Here is a 20,886-nt window from a genome sequence, read left to right on the forward strand (position 1 = left end):
GCCTTTATTCCTTGGAACCGAACACATCGGCGTGCGCGGCGAATTGTTGTGACCAGCGTGAAGCATCCGAAAAATCGAGCACCTGCCAGCCTTTGTCCCGCAATACGCTGGTGGTCTGCTCATCCACCTTGGACAGGAATACCAGGGCACGAGATGCCTTGTATTGGGCGGCGGCGATGGCTGCGCCGTTGTTGACGGGCACGCTGAGTACATCAGGTTGTATTGCGCCTGCCTGCCGGAGCGCGGTCAGCCAGGCATCGAGCGGCTCGTCGGCTGACGCACCGGAGGCAGCAGCGGTCGGGCTTTCCACCGTGGGCTGCACCTGGGCGTTGGCTAGCGCCACCAGCAACTTGAGCACATCGGGGTTGCGGCGGTTGATGTGCTCGTGGTCGGGCTGGTTGAAGTAGGACAGCAGGCACTGGTAGCAGCCGGCTTCGCACTGATGATTGCCAAACTCATCGCTGCGTTCCAGTGACGGCAGGTCGTCCAGAGCCCAGACGCCGTTAAGCGGGGCGCGATAGTGGATCAGTTGCAGGGCCTTGTCTGCCACAAGGGCCAGATCGGCGGGGTTGTTTGCCAGGCGGGTGAGGACGCCGGCACCGCCTTCGGCGGCTTCATAGAACAGCAGGGCGCGACGCTCGTCGGATTTCGGCAGAGGCTCGGCCACCAGTTCGGATTCCTCGATCTGGAAGGTCATTTCGATGCCGCGCTTGAGCGCTGCCTGCAGCGTGGCCATGGCCTCTAGCGATAACGCTTGCAGAGGCGCGAGGATCAACAAATTACGGTGATCCTCGACGAAGGGAACAATGCGCTGATTGGGCACTTTCTCCATCAAGGCATCGTCGCTGCCCTTGTCGTCTTCCGCATCCGGGGCATCCTGCTTGCTCCAGGTACCGGTGATGGGGTTGATATAGAAGCCCAGTTGCTCCTTGTCCTTGCGCCTGCGCCAGCCACGGTTGATACGCCAGATTTGTGCGGCGGGGGCATAGGTGAGTTCGCCCAGCAGTTCGTCGCTCTGCCGGATCACGGCTTTCTGCTGCTGAATCCGGCCATCGGGGCCGGGCAGGAAACGGTAGGTGGTTTGCAGCTCGAAGCCCTGACGCTGGCGTTCCTCGTCGTTAATGGAGATGCGCTCGGTGGCCACGGTCTCCACGGTTTCGATGCGATAGAGCTCGCGTACCCAATCGTGCTCGGTGAGCAAGGCGTCGCAGTTTTCACAACGGTTGACCAGTGGCTGTTCGCCGCCAGGTTCACCGAGATGACCGTAGCCACACTGGCTGCATACCAGCGAGGCGATAGTGGCCAGTTGGCTGTTACCGGAAATGTGGTCGGTATTGCCGACGTTGAGCTTGGCGCGCACCACGCGGTACATACGGCCCTGGTGGTAGATGAGGCTGCGTGGGCCAAACTCGGACAGGGCCAGAAAGCGCGGCCGACTGACCATGCTGCCTTCGTCGTCTTTGCCATTGGCAGTCTGACCGCCACGGGCGGGAATCCAGGCCATCAGCGGCAGGCGCGGGAAGTTGTAGCCGGGTAGGAACCCCTGGCTGGCCAGGTAGCGATAGGTGTAGAAGTCATTGTTCTGCCCGTTGCCGGACTTGAGCAACACGGCGTACTGGCGCGCGGCATCGCCATAGCGGCGCTGGGCATTTTGACGCTCCGTGTGCGAGGCGGTGTGGCTCTTGACGATACGGTCGGCCATGTCCATCTGCTGGCGGGTGGCATCGAACAGCACGCGCCAGCGCTCTAGTGCCCCGGAGAATGCCTGTGCGGCGTTGTCGATGACCTGGCGCACATAGTCTTGGGTGAACCAGGAGCAGCCTACGAGCTCGCCCGCGAGCTGGTCGATGACCCGCCCGGCACTTACCAATGCCCGCTGCTGGACGGCAGGTGAGCGTAGCGCTTCGTGCAAGGGCTGTTTCAGTGGTTTGCCGGGCTGATCGAGATCCAGCATGGGCGCGATGCTGTCGTCCAGTGGCACCTGGGTACTGGCCAGCCAGACTGCTTGCAGATGGCTGTCGATCAGATCGCGATTAGTCAGGTCTAGGGTCGGCGCACGCACCACGCCGTGCACCATCTGCTCGGCATTGTGGAAGAACCACTGGTCATGCGGACTGAGCGCCGCGCAATAGGTGATGACCAGCGCCTGCTGGCCAGAGCGACCGGCTCGGCCGCTACGCTGGGCGTAGTTGGCGGGAGTCGGCGGCACGTTGCGCAGGTACACAGTGTTGAGCGCGGAGATGTCCACGCCCAGCTCCATGGTAGGCGAACAGAACATCACCGGCAGACGCTCCAGAGGCGCTTCGTGAGCCGGGTTCTGCGCCCAGTCCTGCCTATCCTTTTCGGTGTAGCGGAAGCGCTGTTCCAGCAGTTGCCGGCGTGGCGCATCCACCTGGGCCGTGTGTTCCTGGGCCTCGAAGTCGAACAGAGGATGCGAGGGCTGTTGCAGCAGGTCGGCAATGCCGAGGTACAGGGCGCGGAAATACTGATTGATGCGGCTGCTGTCAGTTTGCGGCTGATCGGCAATCAGGCACCAGTCCAGGGCTGCTGCGTTCAAGCGCCAACCGGCGAGTTGGGCATCGATAGGGTGGCGCTGCACGTAGCCGTAGTGCTTGGCGGACTCCAGCAGTGCTTCGATCAACTCGGCCCATTCGGCATCCTTCCAGTGCGCGACTTCGCTGGCGCAGGTGCTGTCGCGCCAGAAGGCGGCGGTCTTGATTTGCCGCAGCAGACGGGAGCGCGGGCCGCCCGTCACCAGATCAGTACGCGGCTTGCCCCGGTATTCCGGACGCTTACCGAGGATGAGGTAGCGGCCGGTATCGAGCTTCTCGTCGGGGGCGAAGGCCCAACGTTCATTCAGGTAGGTGTGGGCGCTAGTGCGTGCCTTGTCCTGCTCGACTGGATCGAGGTAACGACTTTCCAGGCACAGGTGGCGGCGCAGGGTGTCGAACAGCAATTCGTACAGACCTGTCCGTTGCGCGGTCGTCAATCCGGCCAGGATGCCATTGGCAGCAAAGATGCTGGCGTCAGCGCAGAAGGTATCCAGGTCGCGATAACGAATCTGCAACAGGCCGAGCTGATCCAAATTGGGATTGTTGTAGCGCCAGCCCCGGCGCAAATCACGCAATAGACGGTAGGCGATGATGAAGCGCAAAGTACGTTGCGCTTCCTGCCGGGCTAGTCCCATGAGCCTGGGTGTGCGCAGATACTCCACCAGGGTCGCTTCATCGACCCCTTGAAAACCGAGAGCTTTGAATACGTTTTCGGCCAGGTGTTCTTCATCGAGCTGACCGCCGCTGCCCTGCAGGGCCGCGACCAAGCCGGCGCGCAGCGTCAGCAGGAAAATAAAGTCGTTGAAATGTCCCGCCTGCAGGGCGGCATCCTGGCGGTTGTCGGTGAAGCCGAGCAGCTTGCGCGGATCGGGCTGGCCTGGCGCAGGTACGGGAAGCACGAACAATTGCTGCAAGGCCGCCAGGGCAATCATGGTGGTGGCCGAGGAGCGGCCTTCGCCGGACAGGCTGGAGAGGCGGTTGGCATCCTTGCCGTGGGCTTCGTGTGTCGTGCCGCAGTTCAGGCAGAAGCGGAACTTGCCGGGGATGAACCAGAACTCTGTCTCCGAGCCCGTTTGCCCTTTGGCATCGACAGTGACCATATAGGGAACGGCATTTTTATAAGCGGGCTTGACCTTGGGTTCGCTGCGACTGAGGTCGATCCAGGTTTCCGGCAAGTCTTCGAGCAGGCCGCCGTATTGTTGTCCGGGCACTAGAGGGCACAAAAAGCCATAGCTGGCGTCGTCCTCTGCTGCGATGTCGTCGATTTCACGTGAGCTGAAACTGACAGAATGCTGGGAGTGCCAGACAGGCAGGTATTCCTGGCCGCAATCGCGGCAGAAATGCGTGGGATAAAGCAGTACATTCTCTTGCTGGCGCCCCGGCGCGAAACGCTGGGCATCGAGCGTGATATGGCGCTTGCCGCGCGCTTCCAGGGTGGTAAGCACCTTGCCGGGGCCGCTAATGAACTGGTGCAGCTTGAACGCGAAAGGCGGCTTGCCCTGGGGCGTGCGCACGTCATGGGCAGCCACAAGAAAGCGCTGTAAAGCGGCTCGGGCAGCTTCAGGCAGGCAACCCGCGTCTTCGGCAAGATGGCGGCTGGCCTCTTCCAACATCATGGGCCGCGCGCGGCGGGGAGGCTCGTCGGCCGGCAGTTCGATACCTAGGTTCAATTCCACCCAGATGGATAGCGGATCGTTGCGGAAGGCGTCGAAGTCGCCCCAGGCATCCTGATCGCGCGTAATGGCAGCCGGTAGTTCAGCGCGGATGGCGTTGATGTCCTTGAGCGGATTGGTGACCCGCTCCAAGGTCTCGCCGATGACATCCTGCTCGCTGATTGTCGTGCCAAAGAGCTTGCTGGCTACCTCGGCCACCACGCGGTTGCGGTCGGCCTGACTACCTGAACTGGACATGGTGGCCGAAGTGCCGATGCAGACCAGTTGCCCGGCCTTCAGACGCTCGCGCAGGCGGCGCACCAGCAAGGCAACGTCTGCACCCTGACGGCCACGATAGGTGTGGAGTTCGTCCAGCACCAGGAACTCAAGCCCCTCGCAGTGCTCCACCACGCGCCGGTCCACTTCGTCGAAGCGCGTGAGGATGTACTCCAGCATCATGAAGTTGGTCAGCAGGATATCGGGCGGGGCATCCGCGATGGCACTGCGTTCCGCCTTGCTTTCCTGGCCGGTGTAGCGCTTCACGGTGAAGGGGCGAAGCTCTGGCGCATAGCCATGCAGAAATTTGTCGAGCTCTTCCAGTTGGCTGTTGGCCAGGGCGTTCATCGGATAGATGACGATGGCCCTGGTGCGTGCTTTGCCGTCGGATTTCCTGGCCTTGAGAATGCGGTCAATGATCGGGATGAAGAAGGACAGGGACTTCCCCGACCCCGTGCCGGTCGTGACGACATAGCTTTGACGTCCCTGGCCTTTGGCCAAGGCTTCCATCTGATGTTTGTAAAGATGCAGAGGTTGTGGCGAACCTTCAGTTTTCCCGACCTGGAAAATGTCTGCGCAGGCAGAATCCAAGATGCCCTGCTCCACCAGTTGCTGCACTGTCCCCTGACGTTGGTAGTTCGGGTTGATCTGCACCAGCGGCTCAGGCCAGTAGCGGCCCTGCGCGTACTGATGTTCTACCTCGGCCTGGATATCGGGTGCGGCGATACGAACGAAACTGCGGGAAAAGCTGCCATAGCGTTCGATGAGCTGGTCGCGGAATTGGAAAACGTTATCCATAAAGACTCCTCACTGATCCATCTTGCGGCTAGTCGCCAGAACCGCCGTACTACCGGAGGTGCCTGCCGTGATGCGCTTCCATTTCGCCCCACGCCCTTTGCCGGTCGACTCGATCAAACCCTCTGATTTCATCGCCCGCAGTACCAGTCGTACCATGTCCCGACTCACGCCCGGGCAAGCTTCTTCAATCTCGGAGATGGAAAACGGCAGGGTGCGCCCCAGGACTTCCGTGCGCACCCGGTCGCCTTTGCTGCCGCGGCCACGCTCGATGGTACCGACACGTTCCTCGAACTCGCGGTAGGCCCGTAACAGAGCTCCCCAGAAGTAGTCGAGCCAGGGTTTGACGTTGTGTTGCCCTTGATGCCAGCCCTGTGAGCTGGCTTCCAGCGTCTCGTAATAGCCTTCCTTGGTTTCCTCGAAGATGCGCTCCAGGCTGATGTAGCGGCCCACGGCGTAGTCGAAGTGGTAGAGCAGCAACAGGGTTAGCAAGCGCGACATGCGACCGTTGCCGTCGGGGAAGGGGTGGATGCATAGGAAGTCGAGCATCGCCAGGGGTACCAGCACCAGCGGATCGGCCAGATGTTGGTCCAGTGCGGTGGCGTAGTGCCGGGTCATATCGGCCATGGCCATCGGCGTCAGATGCGCAGCGACCGGTTGGAAGCGCAGTCGTGACGTGCCGTCCGGATGGCGTTCGATGATGTCGTTGTTGGTGGCTTTCCAGCGTCCGCCGGCCTGCGGCATGTAGCGATACAGCATGGTGTGCAATTGCAGCACCACGCCTTCGTTGAATGTCATATGTGCGGCCGATTCGTGGATCAACGCCAGGGCATCGCGGTAGCCGGCGATCTCCTGTTCGGAGCGACTCTTCGGTGCTGCATTGCGGATGACCAGGGACTTCAGCCGCGAGGGCGCGACGACGACACCTTCCAATCGGTTGGATGATTCGGTGGATTCGACCACTGCGATCTGGCGCAGGCCCTTGAGGGCTTCCGGAGACTGGGCGGCGTAGAGCTGTTGCTTGCCCTGATACTCGCCCAATGCGCGCAGTGTGGCGGCCTGGGTACCATCGAAGCGAAGCGCGGTGAGGTACTCGGGGGTAAGCGAGTGCATGGAAATGTAAGCTCAGGCTGTCTAAATGGGGCAATCATAGTCGTTAAATGGGGTATTGTCTTTTGTAATGCCTCATTAAAGTCGTTTGGTTACCCTGTTTTCACTGCCATGGGCCTTGCGGAGAGGGAGGTCACCCTGTCTGGCAGGGGGCGACCACGTGAATCACGGTCTATAAAGGGGCATTAGCGGCCTAAATTACCCTTTTTAATCATTGGATTGCCCCGTTTATAGGCTCCAGTCCTCTGCAAAGGCGAACAGCATTATTCGGTGCCGCTGTGCTCTGTCGCACTCAGGTAGCCCGTCCAAGCCTGTAGTAGCGACCTTCTCTGATCCAGCAGCAGCACCTTGTTGTAGGTCGCCCGAACCTTGTTGCTTTCCACATGAGCAAGCTGCCGCTCGATGGCGTCGGGTCGGAACCCGTTTTCATTCGCCCAGGTCGAAAAGGTGGTGCGCCAGCAATGGGGCGTCGTTCCCCGGCCCAGGTTCATATCACGCATGGCGTAGGTAAGCCGGTTGGGCGTGCTGAAGCCTTTGCCGCTCCGATGAGGGAACAAGTAGCGTCCGCCACTCGTGATGCGCTGCAAGTCCTTCAGCACTGCAATGGCCTGCGTGGACAGCGGGCTGATGTGGTCACGGCGTGCCTTCATCTTGGCCGCAGGTCGACGCCACACGGCATCCTCAAAATCGAACTCTTCCCATTCGGCATCGGCAGCCTCCCCGGGATGGCAAGCGGTCAGCGCAATCAACCGCAGGCACAGGGCAGTTTCCGGATAGCCCCTGTAGCCGCGCAATGCCTGATAAAACCTCTGGATCTGCTCGCGCGTCATCGCCGCCTTGCTTTCGCTGGCAGGCACGCGTAGCAGCCCGCGCAGGCTCGGGATCAGGTTGGCCTCAACCAGGCCACGCACGACCGCGAATTCGAAGATGGCCGAAAGATCGCCTTTGACATGGATCGCAGCCCACGCGCCATGAGTCTTACACTCTTCTAGCAGTGGGCGGATCTGCTTGACGCCAATGTCGCTCATCGGCATTCCGTCGAACTTGGGAGACAGGTACTTCCTGATGTGGGACTCTTTCGTGCGATAGGAGCTGTGCGCGAAGACAGGCTTGATCTCGGCCAGGTAGGCTTGCGCCACCTTGGCAAACGAGCTTTCCCGGGCGCGTTTGCGTTCTGCTAGCGCCTCAAGATTGCGCTGCTTAACCTGCTGCCGCTCATGGGCGGGGTGGATACCTTGCTTGACCAGGGCGCGCGCTTTTTCTCGGGCAGTACGCGCCTCTGCAAGGCTTACTTGCGGAAAGCTGCCGATGGCAAAGAGGTTTTCCTTGCCTTGCAGGCGATACTTCCACCGCCAGAGCTTGCCGCCGGTAGGCTTGACCAGCAGGAACAAGCCGCCGCCGTCTGAAAGTTTCCAGTCTCGATCAGTGGGTTTGACCGACTTGATCTTGGTGTCGGTGAGTAGATTCTCGGGCATCGTTGGACTCCACTGCGGGGAAAAATACCCCCACGGTTGAACACGAGTACCCCCAACGCTACCCCCGAATTTTCTGGACCTCGATGAACAATAGGAACGCTCAGCAGACCGTATTGTTTTGCAAGCCCTTGATTTCAAAAGGCCTACCCAATCCACCAAGCGCTACTGAACGCTCCTGAGTTCCGAAAAAATCGTCAGACGTTGAAGCGGAAGTGCATCACGTCGCCGTCCTTGACGATGTAGTCCTTGCCTTCCAGGCGCCATTTGCCGGCTTCCTTGGCGCCGGCTTCGCCCTTGTACTGGATGAAGTCGTCGTAGGAGATGACTTCGGCGCGGATGAAGCCTTTTTCGAAGTCGGTGTGGATCACCGCGGCGGCCTGCGGGGCGGTGGCGCCGATGCGCACGGTCCAGGCGCGGACTTCCTTCACCCCGGCGGTGAAGTAGGTCTGCAGGTTGAGCAGTTCGTAGCCGGCGCGGATCACGCGGTTCAGGCCCGGCTCTTCCATGCCCATGGACTCGAGGAACATCTGCTTCTCCTCGTCGTCGTCCAGTTCGGCGATTTCCGCTTCGATCTTGTTGCACACCGGCACCACGACCGCGCCTTCTTCTTCGGCGATGGCGCGCACGGCGTCCAGGTGCGGGTTGTTCTCGAAGCCTTCCTCGGCGACGTTGGCGATGTACATCACCGGCTTGCTGGTCAGCAGGTGGAAGCCGCGCACCAGGCGCTTCTCTTCGTCACCCATGTCCTTGACCAGGCTGCGCGCGGGCTTGCCGGCGGTGAAGTGGGCGATGAGCTTTTCCAGCAGGGCCTTCTGCGCGATGGCTTCCTTGTCGCCGCCCTTGGCGTTGCGGGCGACCTTCTGCAGTTGCTTCTCGCAGCTGTCGAGGTCGGCGAAGATCAGTTCGAGGTCGATGATCTCGATGTCGCGCTTGGGGTCGACGCTGTTGCTGACGTGGATGACGTTGTCGTCCTCGAAGCAGCGCACCACGTGGGCGATGGCGTCGGTCTCGCGGATGTTGGCGAGGAACTTGTTGCCCAGGCCTTCACCCTTGGAGGCGCCCGCCACCAGGCCGGCGATGTCGACGAATTCCATGGTGGTGGGGAGCACCCGCTCGGGCTTGACGATTGCCGCCAGGGCGTCGAGGCGCGCGTCGGGCATGGGCACGATGCCGCTGTTCGGCTCGATGGTGCAGAAGGGGAAGTTCTCTGCCGCGATACCCGATTTGGTCAGGGCGTTGAACAGGGTGGATTTGCCGACGTTGGGCAAGCCGACGATGCCGCAGTTGAAGCCCATGCTGTGTACCTCTGGCGAGACGGGTCAGGCCTTCGGGCTGTGCAGCTTCTGCATCGCGCGGGTCCAGTCGCCTGCGAGCATTTCCGGCAGCACGCCGAGGGCGGAATCGATGCTGGCGTCCAGCAGCTCCTGCTCGCTGCGCGGGGCGCGGCCGAGGACGAAGCCGGAGACCAGGCTGCTGTGCCCCGGATGGCCGATGCCAAGCCGCAGGCGATGGAAGCCGTTCTGGTTGCCGAGCTGGGCGATGATGTCGCGCAGCCCGTTGTGCCCGCCATGGCCGCCGCCCTTCTTGAGCTTGGCGGTGCCGGGGGGCATGTCGAGTTCGTCGTGGGCCACCAGGATGGCTTCGACCGGGATGCGGAAGAACCCGGCGAGCGCCGCCACGGCCTGGCCGCTGCGGTTCATGTAGGTGGTGGGGATGAGCAGACGAACGTCGCGGCCCTGGTGGCTGAACTTGCCGACCAAGCCGAAATACTTCTTGTCGGGGCTCAGGCTGACGCGTTCGCGGTCGGCCAGGCGCTCGACGAAAAGGGCCCCCGCGTTATGCCGGGTCTGTTCGTATTCCGGGCCTGGGTTGCCCAGGCCAACGATCAGTTGCACGGCGGTCACGACGGGGGCCCTTTCCTTGAGGCGGGAGGCTAGCGAGCGATTACTCGGCCGCGCCTTCCTCGCCTTCTTCCTTGACTACGCGGGAAGCGTGGATGTTGGCCACGGCCAGGTCGTTGCCATGGGCCAGCTGAACCAGTTCCACGCCTTTCGGCAGCTTGAGGTCGGACAGGTGAACGATCTGACCGACTTCGACTTTCGCCAGGTCGACTTCGATGAATTCCGGCAGGTCTTTCGGCAGGCAGGAAACTTCGACTTCGGAAACGACGTGGGAAACTTCACCGCCGCCTTGCTTGACGCCAACTGCGGTTTCCTCGTTGAGGAAGTGCAGCGGAACGTGAGCGGTCAGCTTGTGGTCGGCAACGACGCGCAGGAAGTCGGCGTGCATGACGAAGCCTTTGGCCGGATGGCGCTGCAGGGCCTTGATCAGCACGGTTTCCTTGGCGCCATCGACGTCCAGGGCGATGACGTGGCTGAAGGCAGCCTCGTTTTCCAGCAGTTTGGCGATTTCACGCAGTTCCAGGGTCACGGAAACTGGGGCTTTCTCGCCACCGTAGATGACCGCGGGAACCAGACCGGCATTACGACGCAGGCGGCGGCTCGCACCTTTCCCCAGGTCGGAACGCGCTTGGGCATTCAGAATAAAGTCAACCATTACACTTTCTCCACAATGACAAGATCGCCCGAGCGCTTGCGACCAGCGTTCGGGCGACTCTTCAAATGCCCCGCCGTGGCGGGGCGCTTTCGTCAGGCCCTGTTCCTCAGCGGAACATGGCGCTGATCGATTCTTCGTTGCTGATCCGGCGCATGGCTTCGGCGACGACCGGCGCGATGTCCAGCTGGCGGATGCGGCCACAGGCCTGGGCAGCGGCGGACAGCGGGATGGTGTTGGTCACCACCAGCTCGTCCAGTACGGAACCCTCGATGTTCTCGATGGCACGGCCCGACAGCACCGGGTGGGTGCAGTAGGCGATGACCTTGGCGGCGCCGTGCTCTTTCAGAGCCTTGGCGGCGTGGCCGAGGGTGCCGGCGGTATCGACCATGTCGTCGACCAGTACGCAGGTACGGCCTTCGACATCGCCGATGATGTGCATGACTTCGGACTGGTTGGCCTTCGGACGACGCTTGTCGATGATGGCCAGGTCGACGCCCAGGGACTTGGCGACGGCGCGAGCGCGCACCACGCCACCGATGTCCGGGGAGACGATCATCAGGTTCTCGAAGCGCTGGTCCTCGATGTCGTCGACCAGTACGGGCGAGCCGTAGATGTTGTCGACGGGGATATCGAAGAAGCCCTGGATCTGGTCGGCGTGCAGGTCGACGGTGAGGACGCGGTTGACGCCCACCACGGTCAGCATGTCGGCGACGACCTTCGCGCTGATGGCCACGCGGGCGGAACGCGGACGGCGATCCTGGCGGGCATAGCCGAAGTAGGGGATGACCGCGGTGATACGAGTCGCCGAGGAGCGGCGGAAGGCATCGGCCATCACCACCAGTTCCATCAGGTTGTCGTTGGTCGGAGCACAGGTCGGCTGGATCAGGAAGACGTCCTTGCCGCGGACGTTTTCGTTGATTTCGACACTGATTTCGCCATCGGAGAACTTGCCGACGGAAACATCACCGAGGGGAATGTGCAGTTGACGCACGACTCGGCGTGCCAGGTCGGGGTTGGCGTTCCCCGTGAAGACCATCATCTTGGACACGCGCAGTACCTGCCGGCTGAGGGTGGGCCTGATGAACCAAAAAGCTGTTCAAAGGCCGTGGCTTTTGAACAGCTTTTTTGTATATGGCAGGGGCGGCTGGATTCGAACCAACGCATGGCAGGATCAAAACCTGCTGCCTTACCGCTTGGCGACGCCCCTATGAATTTTGCTGTGCAGCGCTTCGGTTACCGTCGTACGCAAACCCCTGAGGGGTTAATGGCAGGGGCGGCTGGATTCGAACCAACGCATGGCAGGATCAAAACCTGCTGCCTTACCGCTTGGCGACGCCCCTGTATCGTACAACCGAATGCTCTGCATCCCTTCTCAGGTCAGCTCTTGAAGCTTGCGATGCAACAGGGAGATGTTGCGACCCCGTGCGACGAAGCTTGGCAGAGTGGCCGGAAGTTGGCGGCGAACTTTATCAGCATCGCCCTGGTTTGGGAAGCTCCCAAACACACAAGCTCCGGTTCCGGTCAGTCTGGCCGATGTGAATTTGTTCAACAACATCAGCGCGTTACGTACAGCTGGGTAACGTTTCTCGACGACCGTCTGACAGTCGTTTCGACCGTCCACCCCGAGAAGGCTGCGAACTTTAATGGGCGCGGTATCCCGTGTCAACTCGGGATCGGAGAAAACTTCTGCTGTGCTGACAAAGACTTGCGGCACGGCGACGAGGAACCAGGGCTCCTCCAGCTCGACCGGCGTGAGCTTCTCGCCGACCCCTTCGGCGAAGGCCGCGCGGCCGCGCACGAACACCGGCACGTCGGCGCCCAGGCCCAGGCCCAGGGCCGCCAGGCGGTCTTCGTCCCAGCCCAGTTGCCAGAGGTGGTTGAGGCCGACCAGGGTGGTGGCCGCATCCGAGCTGCCGCCGCCGATGCCGCCGCCCATGGGCAGGTGCTTGTCCAGCCAGATGTCGGCGCCCAGTCGGCAGCCGGACTGTTCCTGCAGCTGGCGTGCGGCGCGGACGATCAGGTTGCTGTCGTGGGGCACGCCGGGGATCTCGGTGTGCAGGTGGATCTGCCCGTCCTCGCGGGGGGCAAAGTGCAGCTCGTCGGCGTGGTCGAGGAACTGGAACAGCGTCTGCAGCTCGTGGTAGCCGTCGGCGCGGCGCCCGAGGATGTGCAGGAACAGGTTGAGCTTGGCCGGGGCCGGCAGGGTCAGGCGTTCGCGCATGTCAGCGGGCCTGGCCGAGCAGGCGCGGTTGCCAGCTCTTGATCACCAGGGTGACGTCGAGGTTCTCGCCGTGCAGCTTCAGGCGCTCGGGCAACCAGTAGCCGTCCTGCTGGGCGTAGCTGCTGTATTCCACGTCCCAGCCGTCCTGCTCCAGGCGCGCCAGGCGGCTGTCGCTGTCGAGGGTCAGGCGGCTCTTGCTGTCCGGGGCCGGCAGGCCGCGGATCCACCAGAGCAGGTGGGACACCGGCAGGCGCCAGCCCATCTGCTGTTCCAGCAGGGTCTCAGGGGACTCGGCCTGGTAGCGGCCCTGCCCGGCGACTTCGAGGGTCACCGCGCCTTCGCGCCCGGTCAGGCGCGCCGCGCCGCGGCCCAGCGGGCCGGACAGGCGGATGTCGTAATAGCCCTGGCGCTGCAGCCAGAACAGGGTGCCGCTGCCGGAGTCCCGGGGGGCGCGGATGCCGACCTTGCCGTCGATCTGCCAGCCGTCGAGGGCGGCGACGCGTTCCTTGTGGGTCTTCCAGCTGTTGGCGTTGCCCTGGCCTTGCAGGGCTTCCTGGGTGGTGAAGCCGGCGCAGCCGCTGAGCAGGAGCAGGGCGGCGGCGCCAAGGACGTGAATCAGACGCATGGGAAATCTCAGGGGGTCTTGGACCCGGTCAGGCGCAGCAGGGTGTCGCGCAGCACCGGGCTGTCGGGCTGGTTCTGCAGGGCGGTGCTCCAGACTTCGCGGGCCTCGCGCTGCTTGCCGCGGGCCCAGAGCACTTCACCCAGGTGGGCGGCCACTTCGTGGTCGGGAAACTTCTCCAGGGCCTGGCGCAGGTAGGTTTCGGCCTGGTCGAGGTTGCCCAGGCGGTAGTTGACCCAGCCCAGGCTGTCGAGGATGGCCGGGTCGTCGGGGTTCAACTGGTGGGCCTTCTGGATCAGTTCGCGGGCCTCGTCGTAGCGCGTGGTGCGGTCGGCCAGGGTGTAGCCCAGGGCGTTGAGCGCCATGGCGTTGTCCGGCTCGCGCTGGATGATCAGGCGCAGGTCCTTCTCCATCTGCACCAGGTCGTCGCGCTTCTCCGCCAGCATGGAGCGGGTGTAGAGCAGGTTGAGGTCGTCAGGGAACTGCTTGGTGCCCTGTTCGATGACCTGCCAGGCGCGGTCGGTCTGGTTGCGGTTGGACAGGCCCTCGGCCTCGATCAGGTACAGCTGGATGGCGTAGTCGGGCTGGCGCTCGCGGGCCTCGGCGAGGCGCCGCGAGGCTTCGGCGCTGCGCCCGGAGTCCATGAGGATTTCGCTCTGGCGCAGCTGCGCCGGGAGGAAGTCGTTGCCCGGGCCGACCTGGGCGTATTCCTTGAGCGCGGTTTCCGGGTCCTTCTGCTCCTCGGCGAGGCGGCCGAGGTTGAAGTGCGCGGCGTCGGTGTGGCTGTCGCGCTCGACCAGTTCCTGCAGGTAGACCTTGGCTTCGTTCCAGGCCTGGGCCTCCAGGCACACCAGGGCCAGGGAGAAGCGCAGGTCGTCGTCGTCGGGGAACTGCTGCACCAGGGCGGAGAACTCGGCCTTGGCGTCGTCCAGGCGGTTCTGCTCCACCAGCAGGCGGGCGTAGGCCAGGCGTACGCGCTTGTCGTCCGGGTGTTCCTTGATGCCGGCCTTGAGCAGCGGCAGGGCCTCGTCGCTGCGCTTCATGCTCTGCAGCAGGCGCGCGCGCAGCAGCATCGGCGCCACATCATGGCGGCTGGCCGGCTTGCTCTCCAGCAGGCTCAGGGCCTCCTGCGGGCGGCCGTCCTGCTGCAGCAGCAGGGCCTTGCCGAACAGCAACTGGCCGTTGTCGGGGTACTTCTTCAGCAGGCGGTCGAAGCTCTGCAGCAGGCCGGCGCGGGTGTCCGCGTCGGTTTCCGCGGCGGACAGGGCGAGGAAGTCGAAATGGGTGTCGCCCTGGCCGTTTAGGACCTTCTCCATGTACACCATGGATTCGTCGTACTGGCCGGTGCGCGCCAGCTGCAGGGCGGCGGCGCGCTGTGCGTCGAGGTCGTCGGGGGCGGCCTTGGCCCAGATCAGCGAGGTGTCCAGGGCTTCCTGGTCGGCGCCCAGGTACTCGGCGATGCGGAAGGCGCGTTCGGCCACGCCCGGGTCCTGGGTCTGCTTGGCCTGGTCGACGTAGTTGGCCAAGGCGATGTCGAAGCGGTTGCGCTGGCCGGCGATCTCCGCCACCAGCAGGGAGTACAGGGTGTCCTCGCTGAAGGAGCCGTACTTGCGGCCCTTCTCCGCGCTGGCCGCACTGTCCTTGGCCGGTTTCGGCGCCGGTTCCTTGTGCAGCATGGATTGGCAGCCACCGAGCAGCAGCAGGGCGGTCAGCAGCGCTAGGGATTTGTTCATAGACGAAAGAGAGGGACCTGGACGGCGGGTTGTGCCCCATCATGACATAAGCCATTCGGCAAGCCCATGGGGTGGGGACTGCCAAACCCAGCATAGACGCACAGATCGGCTGCTTGTATTGCAGTGGTTGTCCTCCACCGGTCGACGTAGGACAATTGCGGGCTTCCCGAATTACCTCAGCGATCCCGCATGGCCTTCATCGCCCTTGGCATCAACCACAAGACAGCTTCCGTGGCCGTCCGTGAGCGCGTGGCGTTCACCCCCGGGCAGATGGTCGAGGCCCTGCAGCTGCTCTGCCGGCTGACCGCCAGCCGCGAGGCGGCGATCCTCTCCACCTGCAACCGCAGCGAGCTGTACCTGGAGATCGAGCATCCGGAAGCCGAGGACGTGCTGGCCTGGCTCGCCGACTACCACCGCCTGAGCCTGGACGAGCTGCGCAACTGCGCCTACGTGCACCAGGACGAGGACGCGGTGCGCCACATGATGCGCGTGGCCGCCGGCCTGGACTCCATGGTGCTCGGCGAGCCGCAGATCCTCGGCCAGATGAAGTCCGCCTACGCCGTGGCCCGCGAGGCCGGCACCATAGGCCCGATGCTCGGCCGCCTGTTCCAGGCCACCTTCAGCACCGCCAAGACCGTGCGCACCGACACCGCCATCGGCGAGAACCCGGTGTCGGTGGCCTTCGCCGCGGTCAGCCTGGCGCGGCAGATCTTCAGCGACCTGCACCGCAGCCAGGCGCTGCTGATCGGCGCCGGCGAGACCATCACCCTGGTCGCCCGCCACCTGCACGAGCAGGGCGTGAAGCGCATCGTGGTGGCCAACCGCACCCTCGAACGCGCCAGCCTGCTGGCCCAGGAGCTGGGCGCCGAGGCGATCCTGCTGGCGGACATGCCCGAGCACCTGGCGCACAGCGACATCGTCATCAGTTCCACCGCCAGCCAGTTGCCGATCCTCGGCAAGGGCGCGGTGGAGCGGGCGCTCAAGCAGCGCCGGCACAAGCCGATGTTCATGGTCGACATCGCCGTGCCGCGCGACATCGAGCCGGAAGTCGGCGAGCTGGACGACGTCTACCTCTATAGCGTCGACGACCTCCACGAAGTGGTCGCGGAAAACCTCAAGAGTCGCCAGGGCGCCGCCCAGGCCGCCGAGGAACTGGTCGGCGACGGCGTCCACGAATTCATGCAGCGCCTGCGCGAGCTGGCTGCGGTGGACGTGCTGCGCGCCTACCGCCAGCAGGCCGAGCGCCTGCGCGACGAGGAGCTGCAGAAGGCCCAGCGCCTGCTGGCCAACGGTGGCGACCCGACCGACATCCTCGCCCAGCTGGCCCGCGGTCTGACCAACAAGCTGCTGCACGCGCCCAGCGTGCAGATGAAGAAACTCTCCGCCGAGGGCCGCATCGATGCGCTGGCCCTGGCCCAGGAACTGTTTGCCCTCGACGAGGGCCCTGAGAAGCGATGAAAGCCTCCCTGTTGACCAAGCTGGACACCCTCAGCGACCGCTACGAGGAGCTCACCGCTCTGCTCGGCGACGCCGAGGTGATCAGCGACCAGACCAAGTTCCGCGCCTATTCCCGCGAGTTCGCCGAAGTCGAACCGGTGATCCTGGCGTTCCGCGACTTCCGCAAGACCCAGGCCGACCTGGAGGGCGCCCAGGCGCTGCTCAAGGACAGCGACCCGGACCTGCGCGAGATGGCCGAGGAAGAGGTCGCCAGCGCCAAGGACTTCCTGGTCGAGCTGGAAGATCGCCTGCAGCGCATGCTGCTGCCCAAGGACCCGAACGACGGGCGCAACGTGTTCCTGGAAATCCGCGCCGGCACCGGCGGCGACGAGGCGGCGATCTTCTCCGGCGACCTGTTCCGCATGTATTCGCGCTATGCCGAGCGCCAGGGCTGGCGCGTCGAAGTCCTCTCGGAGAACGAGGGCGAACACGGCGGCTATAAAGAGGTGATCGCCCGCGTCGAGGGCGACAACGTCTACGCCAAGCTCAAGTTCGAATCCGGCGCGCACCGCGTGCAGCGCGTGCCGGCCACCGAATCCCAGGGGCGCATCCACACCTCCGCCTGCACCGTGGCGGTGCTGCCGGAGCCCGACGAGCAGGCGGCCATCGAGATCAATCCGGCCGACCTGCGGGTGGACACCTACCGCTCCTCCGGCGCCGGCGGCCAGCACGTGAACAAGACCGACTCGGCCGTGCGCATCACCCACATCCCCTCGGGCATCGTGGTCGAATGCCAGGAAGAGCGTTCGCAGCACAAGAACCGCGCCAAGGCCATGGCCTGGCTCGCGGCCAAGCTCAACGACCAGCAGCAGGCCGCGGCGCAGCAGGCCATCGCCAGCACCCGCAAGCTGCTGGTGGGCTCGGGCGACCGCTCCGAGCGCATCCGCACCTACAATTTCCCCCAGGGGCGGGTCACCGACCACCGCATCAACCTTACCCTGTACTCCCTGGGCGAGGTGATGGAGGGCGAAGTGGAGCAGGTGATCGAACCGCTGCTGCAGGAATACCAGGCCGACCAGTTGGCCGCCCTGGGGGATTGAGGCGCCATGGCCACCATCATGACTCTGCTCGCCGAAGCGCAACTGCCGGATTCGCCCAGCGCGCGCCTGGACGCCGAGCTGCTGCTGGCCGCTGCCCTGGGCAAGCCGCGCAGTTTCCTGCGCACCTGGCCGGAGCGGGTGGTCGACCGCGAGGTGCGTGAACGCTTCGAAGGCTGGCTGGCGCGCCGCCGTGCCGGCGAGCCAGTGGCCTACATCCTCGGCCGCCAGGGCTTCTGGAGCCTGGACCTGGAAGTGGCGCCGCACACCTTGATCCCGCGCCCGGACACCGAGCTGCTGGTGGAAACCGCCCTGCAGCTGGTGCCGGCCAGCCCGGCGCGGGTGCTCGACCTGGGCACCGGTACCGGCGCCATCGCCCTGGCCCTGGCCTGCGAGCGCCTGAGCTGGCAGGTCAGCGGCGTCGACCGCATTCCCGAGGCCGTGGCCCTGGCCGAACGCAACCGCGAGCGCCTGCGCCTGGCCAACGTCGGCTTCCGCCAGAGCCACTGGTTCTCCGCCCTGGAGGGCGAGCGCTTCGCCCTGATCGTCGGCAACCCGCCGTACATCCCCGGCAGCGACCCGCATCTGCAGCAGGGCGACGTGCGCTTCGAACCGAAGAGCGCGCTGGTGGCCGGCCACGACGGCCTCGACGACATCCGCCTGATCGTCGCCCAGGCCCCGCGCTTCCTCGAACCGGGTGGCTGGCTGCTGCTGGAGCACGGCTACGACCAGGCCGCGGCGGTGCGCGACCTGCTGCTGGGCAACGGTTTCAGCGAAGTGGAGAGCCGCCGCGACCTCGGTGGCCACGAACGCATCAGCCTGGGGCGCCTGCCATGTTGAACGACGAAGAACTGCTGCGGTACAGCCGGCAGATCCTCCTGCCGCAGATCGACATCGACGGCCAGCTGCGCCTGAAACAGGCCCGCGTGCTGATCGTCGGCCTCGGCGGGCTGGGCTCGCCGGTGGCGCTGTACCTGGCCGCGGCCGGCGTCGGCGAGCTGCACCTGGCCGACTTCGACAGCGTCGACGTGACCAACCTGCAGCGCCAGGTGCTGCACGACAGCACCCAGGTCGGGCGCAGCAAGGTGGACTCGGCCATGGCCCGCCTGGCCGCCATCAACCCGCAGGTGAAGCTGGTGCCGCACCGCCAGGCGCTGGACGAGGATTCCCTGGCCGCGGTGCTGGCCCAGGTCGACCTGGTGCTGGATTGCTGCGACAACTTCTCCACCCGTGAGGCGGTCAACGCTGCCTGCGTCGCCGCCGGCAAGCCGCTGGTCAGCGGCGCGGCCATCCGCTTGGAAGGCCAGCTCTCGGTATTCGACCCGCGCCGCGACGACAGCCCCTGCTACCACTGCCTCTACGGCCACGGCAGCGAAGCCGAGCTGACCTGCAGCGAAGCCGGCGTGGCCGGGCCGCTGGTGGGCCTGGTCGGCAGCCTGCAGGCGCTGGAGGCGCTGAAGCTGCTGGCCGGCTTCGGCGAGCCGCTGGTGGGCCGCCTGCTGCTGGTGGATGCCCTGGGCACGCGCTTCCGCGAGCTGCGCGTCAAGCGCGACCCGCAGTGCGCGGTCTGCGGTTCACGGCATGGCTGACGAGCGGCCGATAGGGGTCTTCGACTCCGGCGTCGGCGGCCTTTCGGTGCTGCGCGAGATCCGCGCGCGCCTGCCGGACGAATCGCTGGTGTACCTGGCCGACTGCGGCCACGTGCCCTACGGCGAGAAAACCCCGGAATACATCCGCGAGCGCTGCCGGCGCATCGCCGAATTCCTCATCGCCCGCGACTGCAAGGCCCTGGTGCTGGCCTGCAACACCGCCACCGCGGCGGCGGCCTCCGACCTGCGTGAGCGTTATCCACAGCTGCCGATCCTGGCCATGGAGCCGGCGGTGAAACCGGCCGCCGCTGCAACCCGCAGCGGCGTGGTCGGCGTGCTGGCCACCACCGGCACCTTGAAGAGCGCACGCTTCGCCGCGCTGCTCGACCGCTTCGCCAGCGACGTGCGGGTGATCACCCAGCCCTGCCCGGGGCTGGTCGAGCGCATCGAGGCCGGCGACCTGGACGGGCCGCAGACCCGCGAGCTGCTCCAGGGCTTCGTCGAGCCGCTGCTGGCCGAAGGCTGCGACACCCTGATCCTCGGCTGCACCCATTACCCCTTCCTGCGCCCGCTGCTGGGCCGGATGCTGCCGCCCGGCGTATCGCTGATCGACACCGGCGCCGCAGTGGCCCGTCACCTGCAGGCGTCGCTGGCCAGCCGTGGCCTGGAGGCGCGGGGGCCGGCAAAAAAAACGCACTTCTTCACCAGCGGGGCAGTCGAGATGTTCGAGAGGGTGTTGCCGGTGCTGTGGGGCCTTGATGAATCGGTCAGTTTTTTTGCCGATTGAGCAAGGAAGTTTCCGCGCATACGTAACAATGCGCTGACATTTCGCAGGCCATATCTGGCAAATCGCCTTATAATCATTAGCTATTCGCGGGGATTTTTCATTCAGCTTATCCATAAGGATCTTTCGATGAAGAAGCTACTCTCGCTGGCCGCCTTGGCCGCAATCATGATGGTGGGCGCAGCCGGCGCAGCGCAGGCCGCGAATCTGACCGCCGCGGCAGGTGCCACCGGCCAGGGCGACATGACCCTGCGCCTGGGCGCGAGTTTCGACTGGGACAAGACCTGGTGGGAAAGCAGTACCGGCCACCTGACCGGCTACTGGGACACCGGCGTCACCTACTGGGGGGCCGGCGACCGCGCGGGCGCCCGTTATTCGCTGTCCGTCGCGCCGGTGTTCGTCTACCAGTTCAACGGCGACAGCGTGAAGCCCTTCATCGAGGCGGGCATCGGCATCGCCGGCTTCAGCGGCTCCGAGGTCGGCGACCATGACCTGGGCAGCGCCTTCGCCTTCGAAGACCGCCTGGGCTTCGGCCTGAAGTTCGCCGGCGGCCAGTCGGTGGGCATCCGCGCCATCCACTACTCGAATGCCGGGCTCTCGATGCCCAACGACGGCATCGAGTCCTACAGCCTGTTCTACAGTCATCCGCTGTAAGTTCTAGCTGTGCGAAAAAACCGGTCCTGGTGGCCGGTTTTTTTATGCCCGTATGAGCTTGCCGAATACGCCGAAGGGCTTTTCGTAGGATGGGTTGAGCTTGCGAAACCCATGCGGTCATGGCGATGGGTATCGCAAGCTCAACCCATCCTACGGGGTGTTTCTTCCGGACCATGTCACACCCCGGCGCGATTCGCGGATGAGATCTGCTCCTACGCCGCCCCACCCACACCATTCCATGTAGGAGCGCGCCCTGCGCGCGAAATCGCGGGCAGGGCCCGCTCCTACAGGTCATCGGGTAGCACCGCATCCGGGGTGCTCTTCGTAGGAGCG

Annotated in this window: 16 protein-coding genes and 2 tRNA genes; 6 read left to right on the forward strand and 12 right to left on the reverse strand. The window is 64.5% G+C overall.

From position 1 onward, the window contains the following. Window positions 1-4: 4 nt before the first annotated feature. The 12 genes from ACTWJ5_RS04675 to ACTWJ5_RS04730 form a co-directional block, all read right to left on the reverse strand. Complete coding sequence (locus tag ACTWJ5_RS04675; RefSeq protein ID WP_444437560.1) at window positions 5-5,278, reverse strand: DEAD/DEAH box helicase; 5,274 nt, start codon at window positions 5,276-5,278, stop codon at window positions 5-7. Between the two features lie 9 nt (window positions 5,279-5,287). Continuing rightward, a complete protein-coding gene (locus tag ACTWJ5_RS04680; protein WP_444437562.1) occupies window positions 5,288-6,388 on the reverse strand; it encodes a Fic family protein in 1,101 nt (366 codons plus the stop codon). Window positions 6,389-6,648: 260 nt separating this feature from the next. Further along, window positions 6,649-7,860, reverse strand: coding sequence for a tyrosine-type recombinase/integrase (locus tag ACTWJ5_RS04685; RefSeq protein ID WP_444437564.1), 1,212 nt, complete (start codon window positions 7,858-7,860; stop codon window positions 6,649-6,651). A gap of 194 nt (window positions 7,861-8,054) precedes the next feature. Next, entirely contained in the window at window positions 8,055-9,155 is a 1,101-nt protein-coding gene (ychF, locus tag ACTWJ5_RS04690) for a redox-regulated ATPase YchF (protein WP_074977355.1), read from the reverse strand. Window positions 9,156-9,179: 24 nt separating this feature from the next. Beyond that, window positions 9,180-9,764 (reverse strand): aminoacyl-tRNA hydrolase, encoded by a 585-nt coding sequence (gene pth, locus ACTWJ5_RS04695; RefSeq protein ID WP_009617433.1) that lies wholly within the window; start codon window positions 9,762-9,764, stop codon window positions 9,180-9,182. Window positions 9,765-9,804: 40 nt separating this feature from the next. Further along, complete coding sequence (locus tag ACTWJ5_RS04700; RefSeq protein WP_116422722.1) at window positions 9,805-10,416, reverse strand: 50S ribosomal protein L25/general stress protein Ctc; 612 nt, start codon at window positions 10,414-10,416, stop codon at window positions 9,805-9,807. A 106-nt stretch (window positions 10,417-10,522) separates the two neighbouring features. Next, window positions 10,523-11,464: a ribose-phosphate pyrophosphokinase gene (locus ACTWJ5_RS04705; protein ID WP_024128138.1), complete on the reverse strand. Its 942-nt coding sequence runs from the start codon at window positions 11,462-11,464 to the stop codon at window positions 10,523-10,525. 84 nt (window positions 11,465-11,548) lie between these two features. Then, a tRNA-Gln gene (locus ACTWJ5_RS04710) sits at window positions 11,549-11,623 on the reverse strand. A gap of 58 nt (window positions 11,624-11,681) precedes the next feature. Continuing rightward, a tRNA-Gln gene (locus ACTWJ5_RS04715) sits at window positions 11,682-11,756 on the reverse strand. A 32-nt stretch (window positions 11,757-11,788) separates the two neighbouring features. Then, a complete protein-coding gene (ispE, locus tag ACTWJ5_RS04720; RefSeq protein WP_253408892.1) occupies window positions 11,789-12,637 on the reverse strand; it encodes a 4-(cytidine 5'-diphospho)-2-C-methyl-D-erythritol kinase in 849 nt (282 codons plus the stop codon). Window position 12,638: 1 nt separating this feature from the next. Further along, a complete protein-coding gene (gene lolB / locus ACTWJ5_RS04725; RefSeq protein WP_444437568.1) occupies window positions 12,639-13,262 on the reverse strand; it encodes a lipoprotein insertase outer membrane protein LolB in 624 nt (207 codons plus the stop codon). 8 nt (window positions 13,263-13,270) lie between these two features. Continuing rightward, a complete protein-coding gene (locus ACTWJ5_RS04730; protein ID WP_074977361.1) occupies window positions 13,271-14,992 on the reverse strand; it encodes a tetratricopeptide repeat protein in 1,722 nt (573 codons plus the stop codon). 189 nt (window positions 14,993-15,181) lie between these two features. On the opposite strand from ACTWJ5_RS04730, the gene hemA reads away from it, so the two are divergent. The 6 genes from hemA (at window position 15,182) to ACTWJ5_RS04760 (ending at window position 20,553) form a co-directional block, all read left to right on the forward strand. Continuing rightward, window positions 15,182-16,450, forward strand: coding sequence for a glutamyl-tRNA reductase (gene hemA / locus ACTWJ5_RS04735; protein ID WP_074977363.1), 1,269 nt, complete (start codon window positions 15,182-15,184; stop codon window positions 16,448-16,450). Further along, a complete protein-coding gene (gene prfA, locus ACTWJ5_RS04740) occupies window positions 16,447-17,529 on the forward strand; it encodes a peptide chain release factor 1 (protein ID WP_253408899.1) in 1,083 nt (360 codons plus the stop codon). The genes hemA and prfA overlap by 4 nt, the downstream gene beginning before the upstream one ends. Window positions 17,530-17,535: 6 nt before the next feature. After that, window positions 17,536-18,366: a peptide chain release factor N(5)-glutamine methyltransferase gene (prmC, locus tag ACTWJ5_RS04745; protein ID WP_074977367.1), complete on the forward strand. Its 831-nt coding sequence runs from the start codon at window positions 17,536-17,538 to the stop codon at window positions 18,364-18,366. Beyond that, window positions 18,360-19,115, forward strand: a complete 756-nt coding sequence (locus ACTWJ5_RS04750) for a molybdopterin-synthase adenylyltransferase MoeB (RefSeq protein WP_253408901.1) — start codon at window positions 18,360-18,362, stop codon at window positions 19,113-19,115. Before prmC ends, ACTWJ5_RS04750 begins: the two co-directional genes overlap by 7 nt. Next, on the forward strand, window positions 19,108-19,902 hold the full coding sequence (murI, locus tag ACTWJ5_RS04755; RefSeq protein ID WP_058071534.1) for a glutamate racemase: 795 nt from the start codon (window positions 19,108-19,110) through the stop codon (window positions 19,900-19,902). The genes ACTWJ5_RS04750 and murI overlap by 8 nt, the downstream gene beginning before the upstream one ends. Before the next feature lie 126 nt (window positions 19,903-20,028). Then, the gene (locus ACTWJ5_RS04760; RefSeq protein WP_074977370.1) at window positions 20,029-20,553 is read left to right on the forward strand and encodes an acyloxyacyl hydrolase; all 525 of its coding nucleotides are present in this window, start codon (window positions 20,029-20,031) and stop codon (window positions 20,551-20,553) included. The last annotated feature ends 333 nt before the right edge of the window (window positions 20,554-20,886 follow it).

The organism is Pseudomonas sp. A6 (assembly GCF_052367875.1).
Taxonomy (GTDB): Bacteria; Pseudomonadota; Gammaproteobacteria; order Pseudomonadales; family Pseudomonadaceae; genus Pseudomonas; species Pseudomonas citronellolis.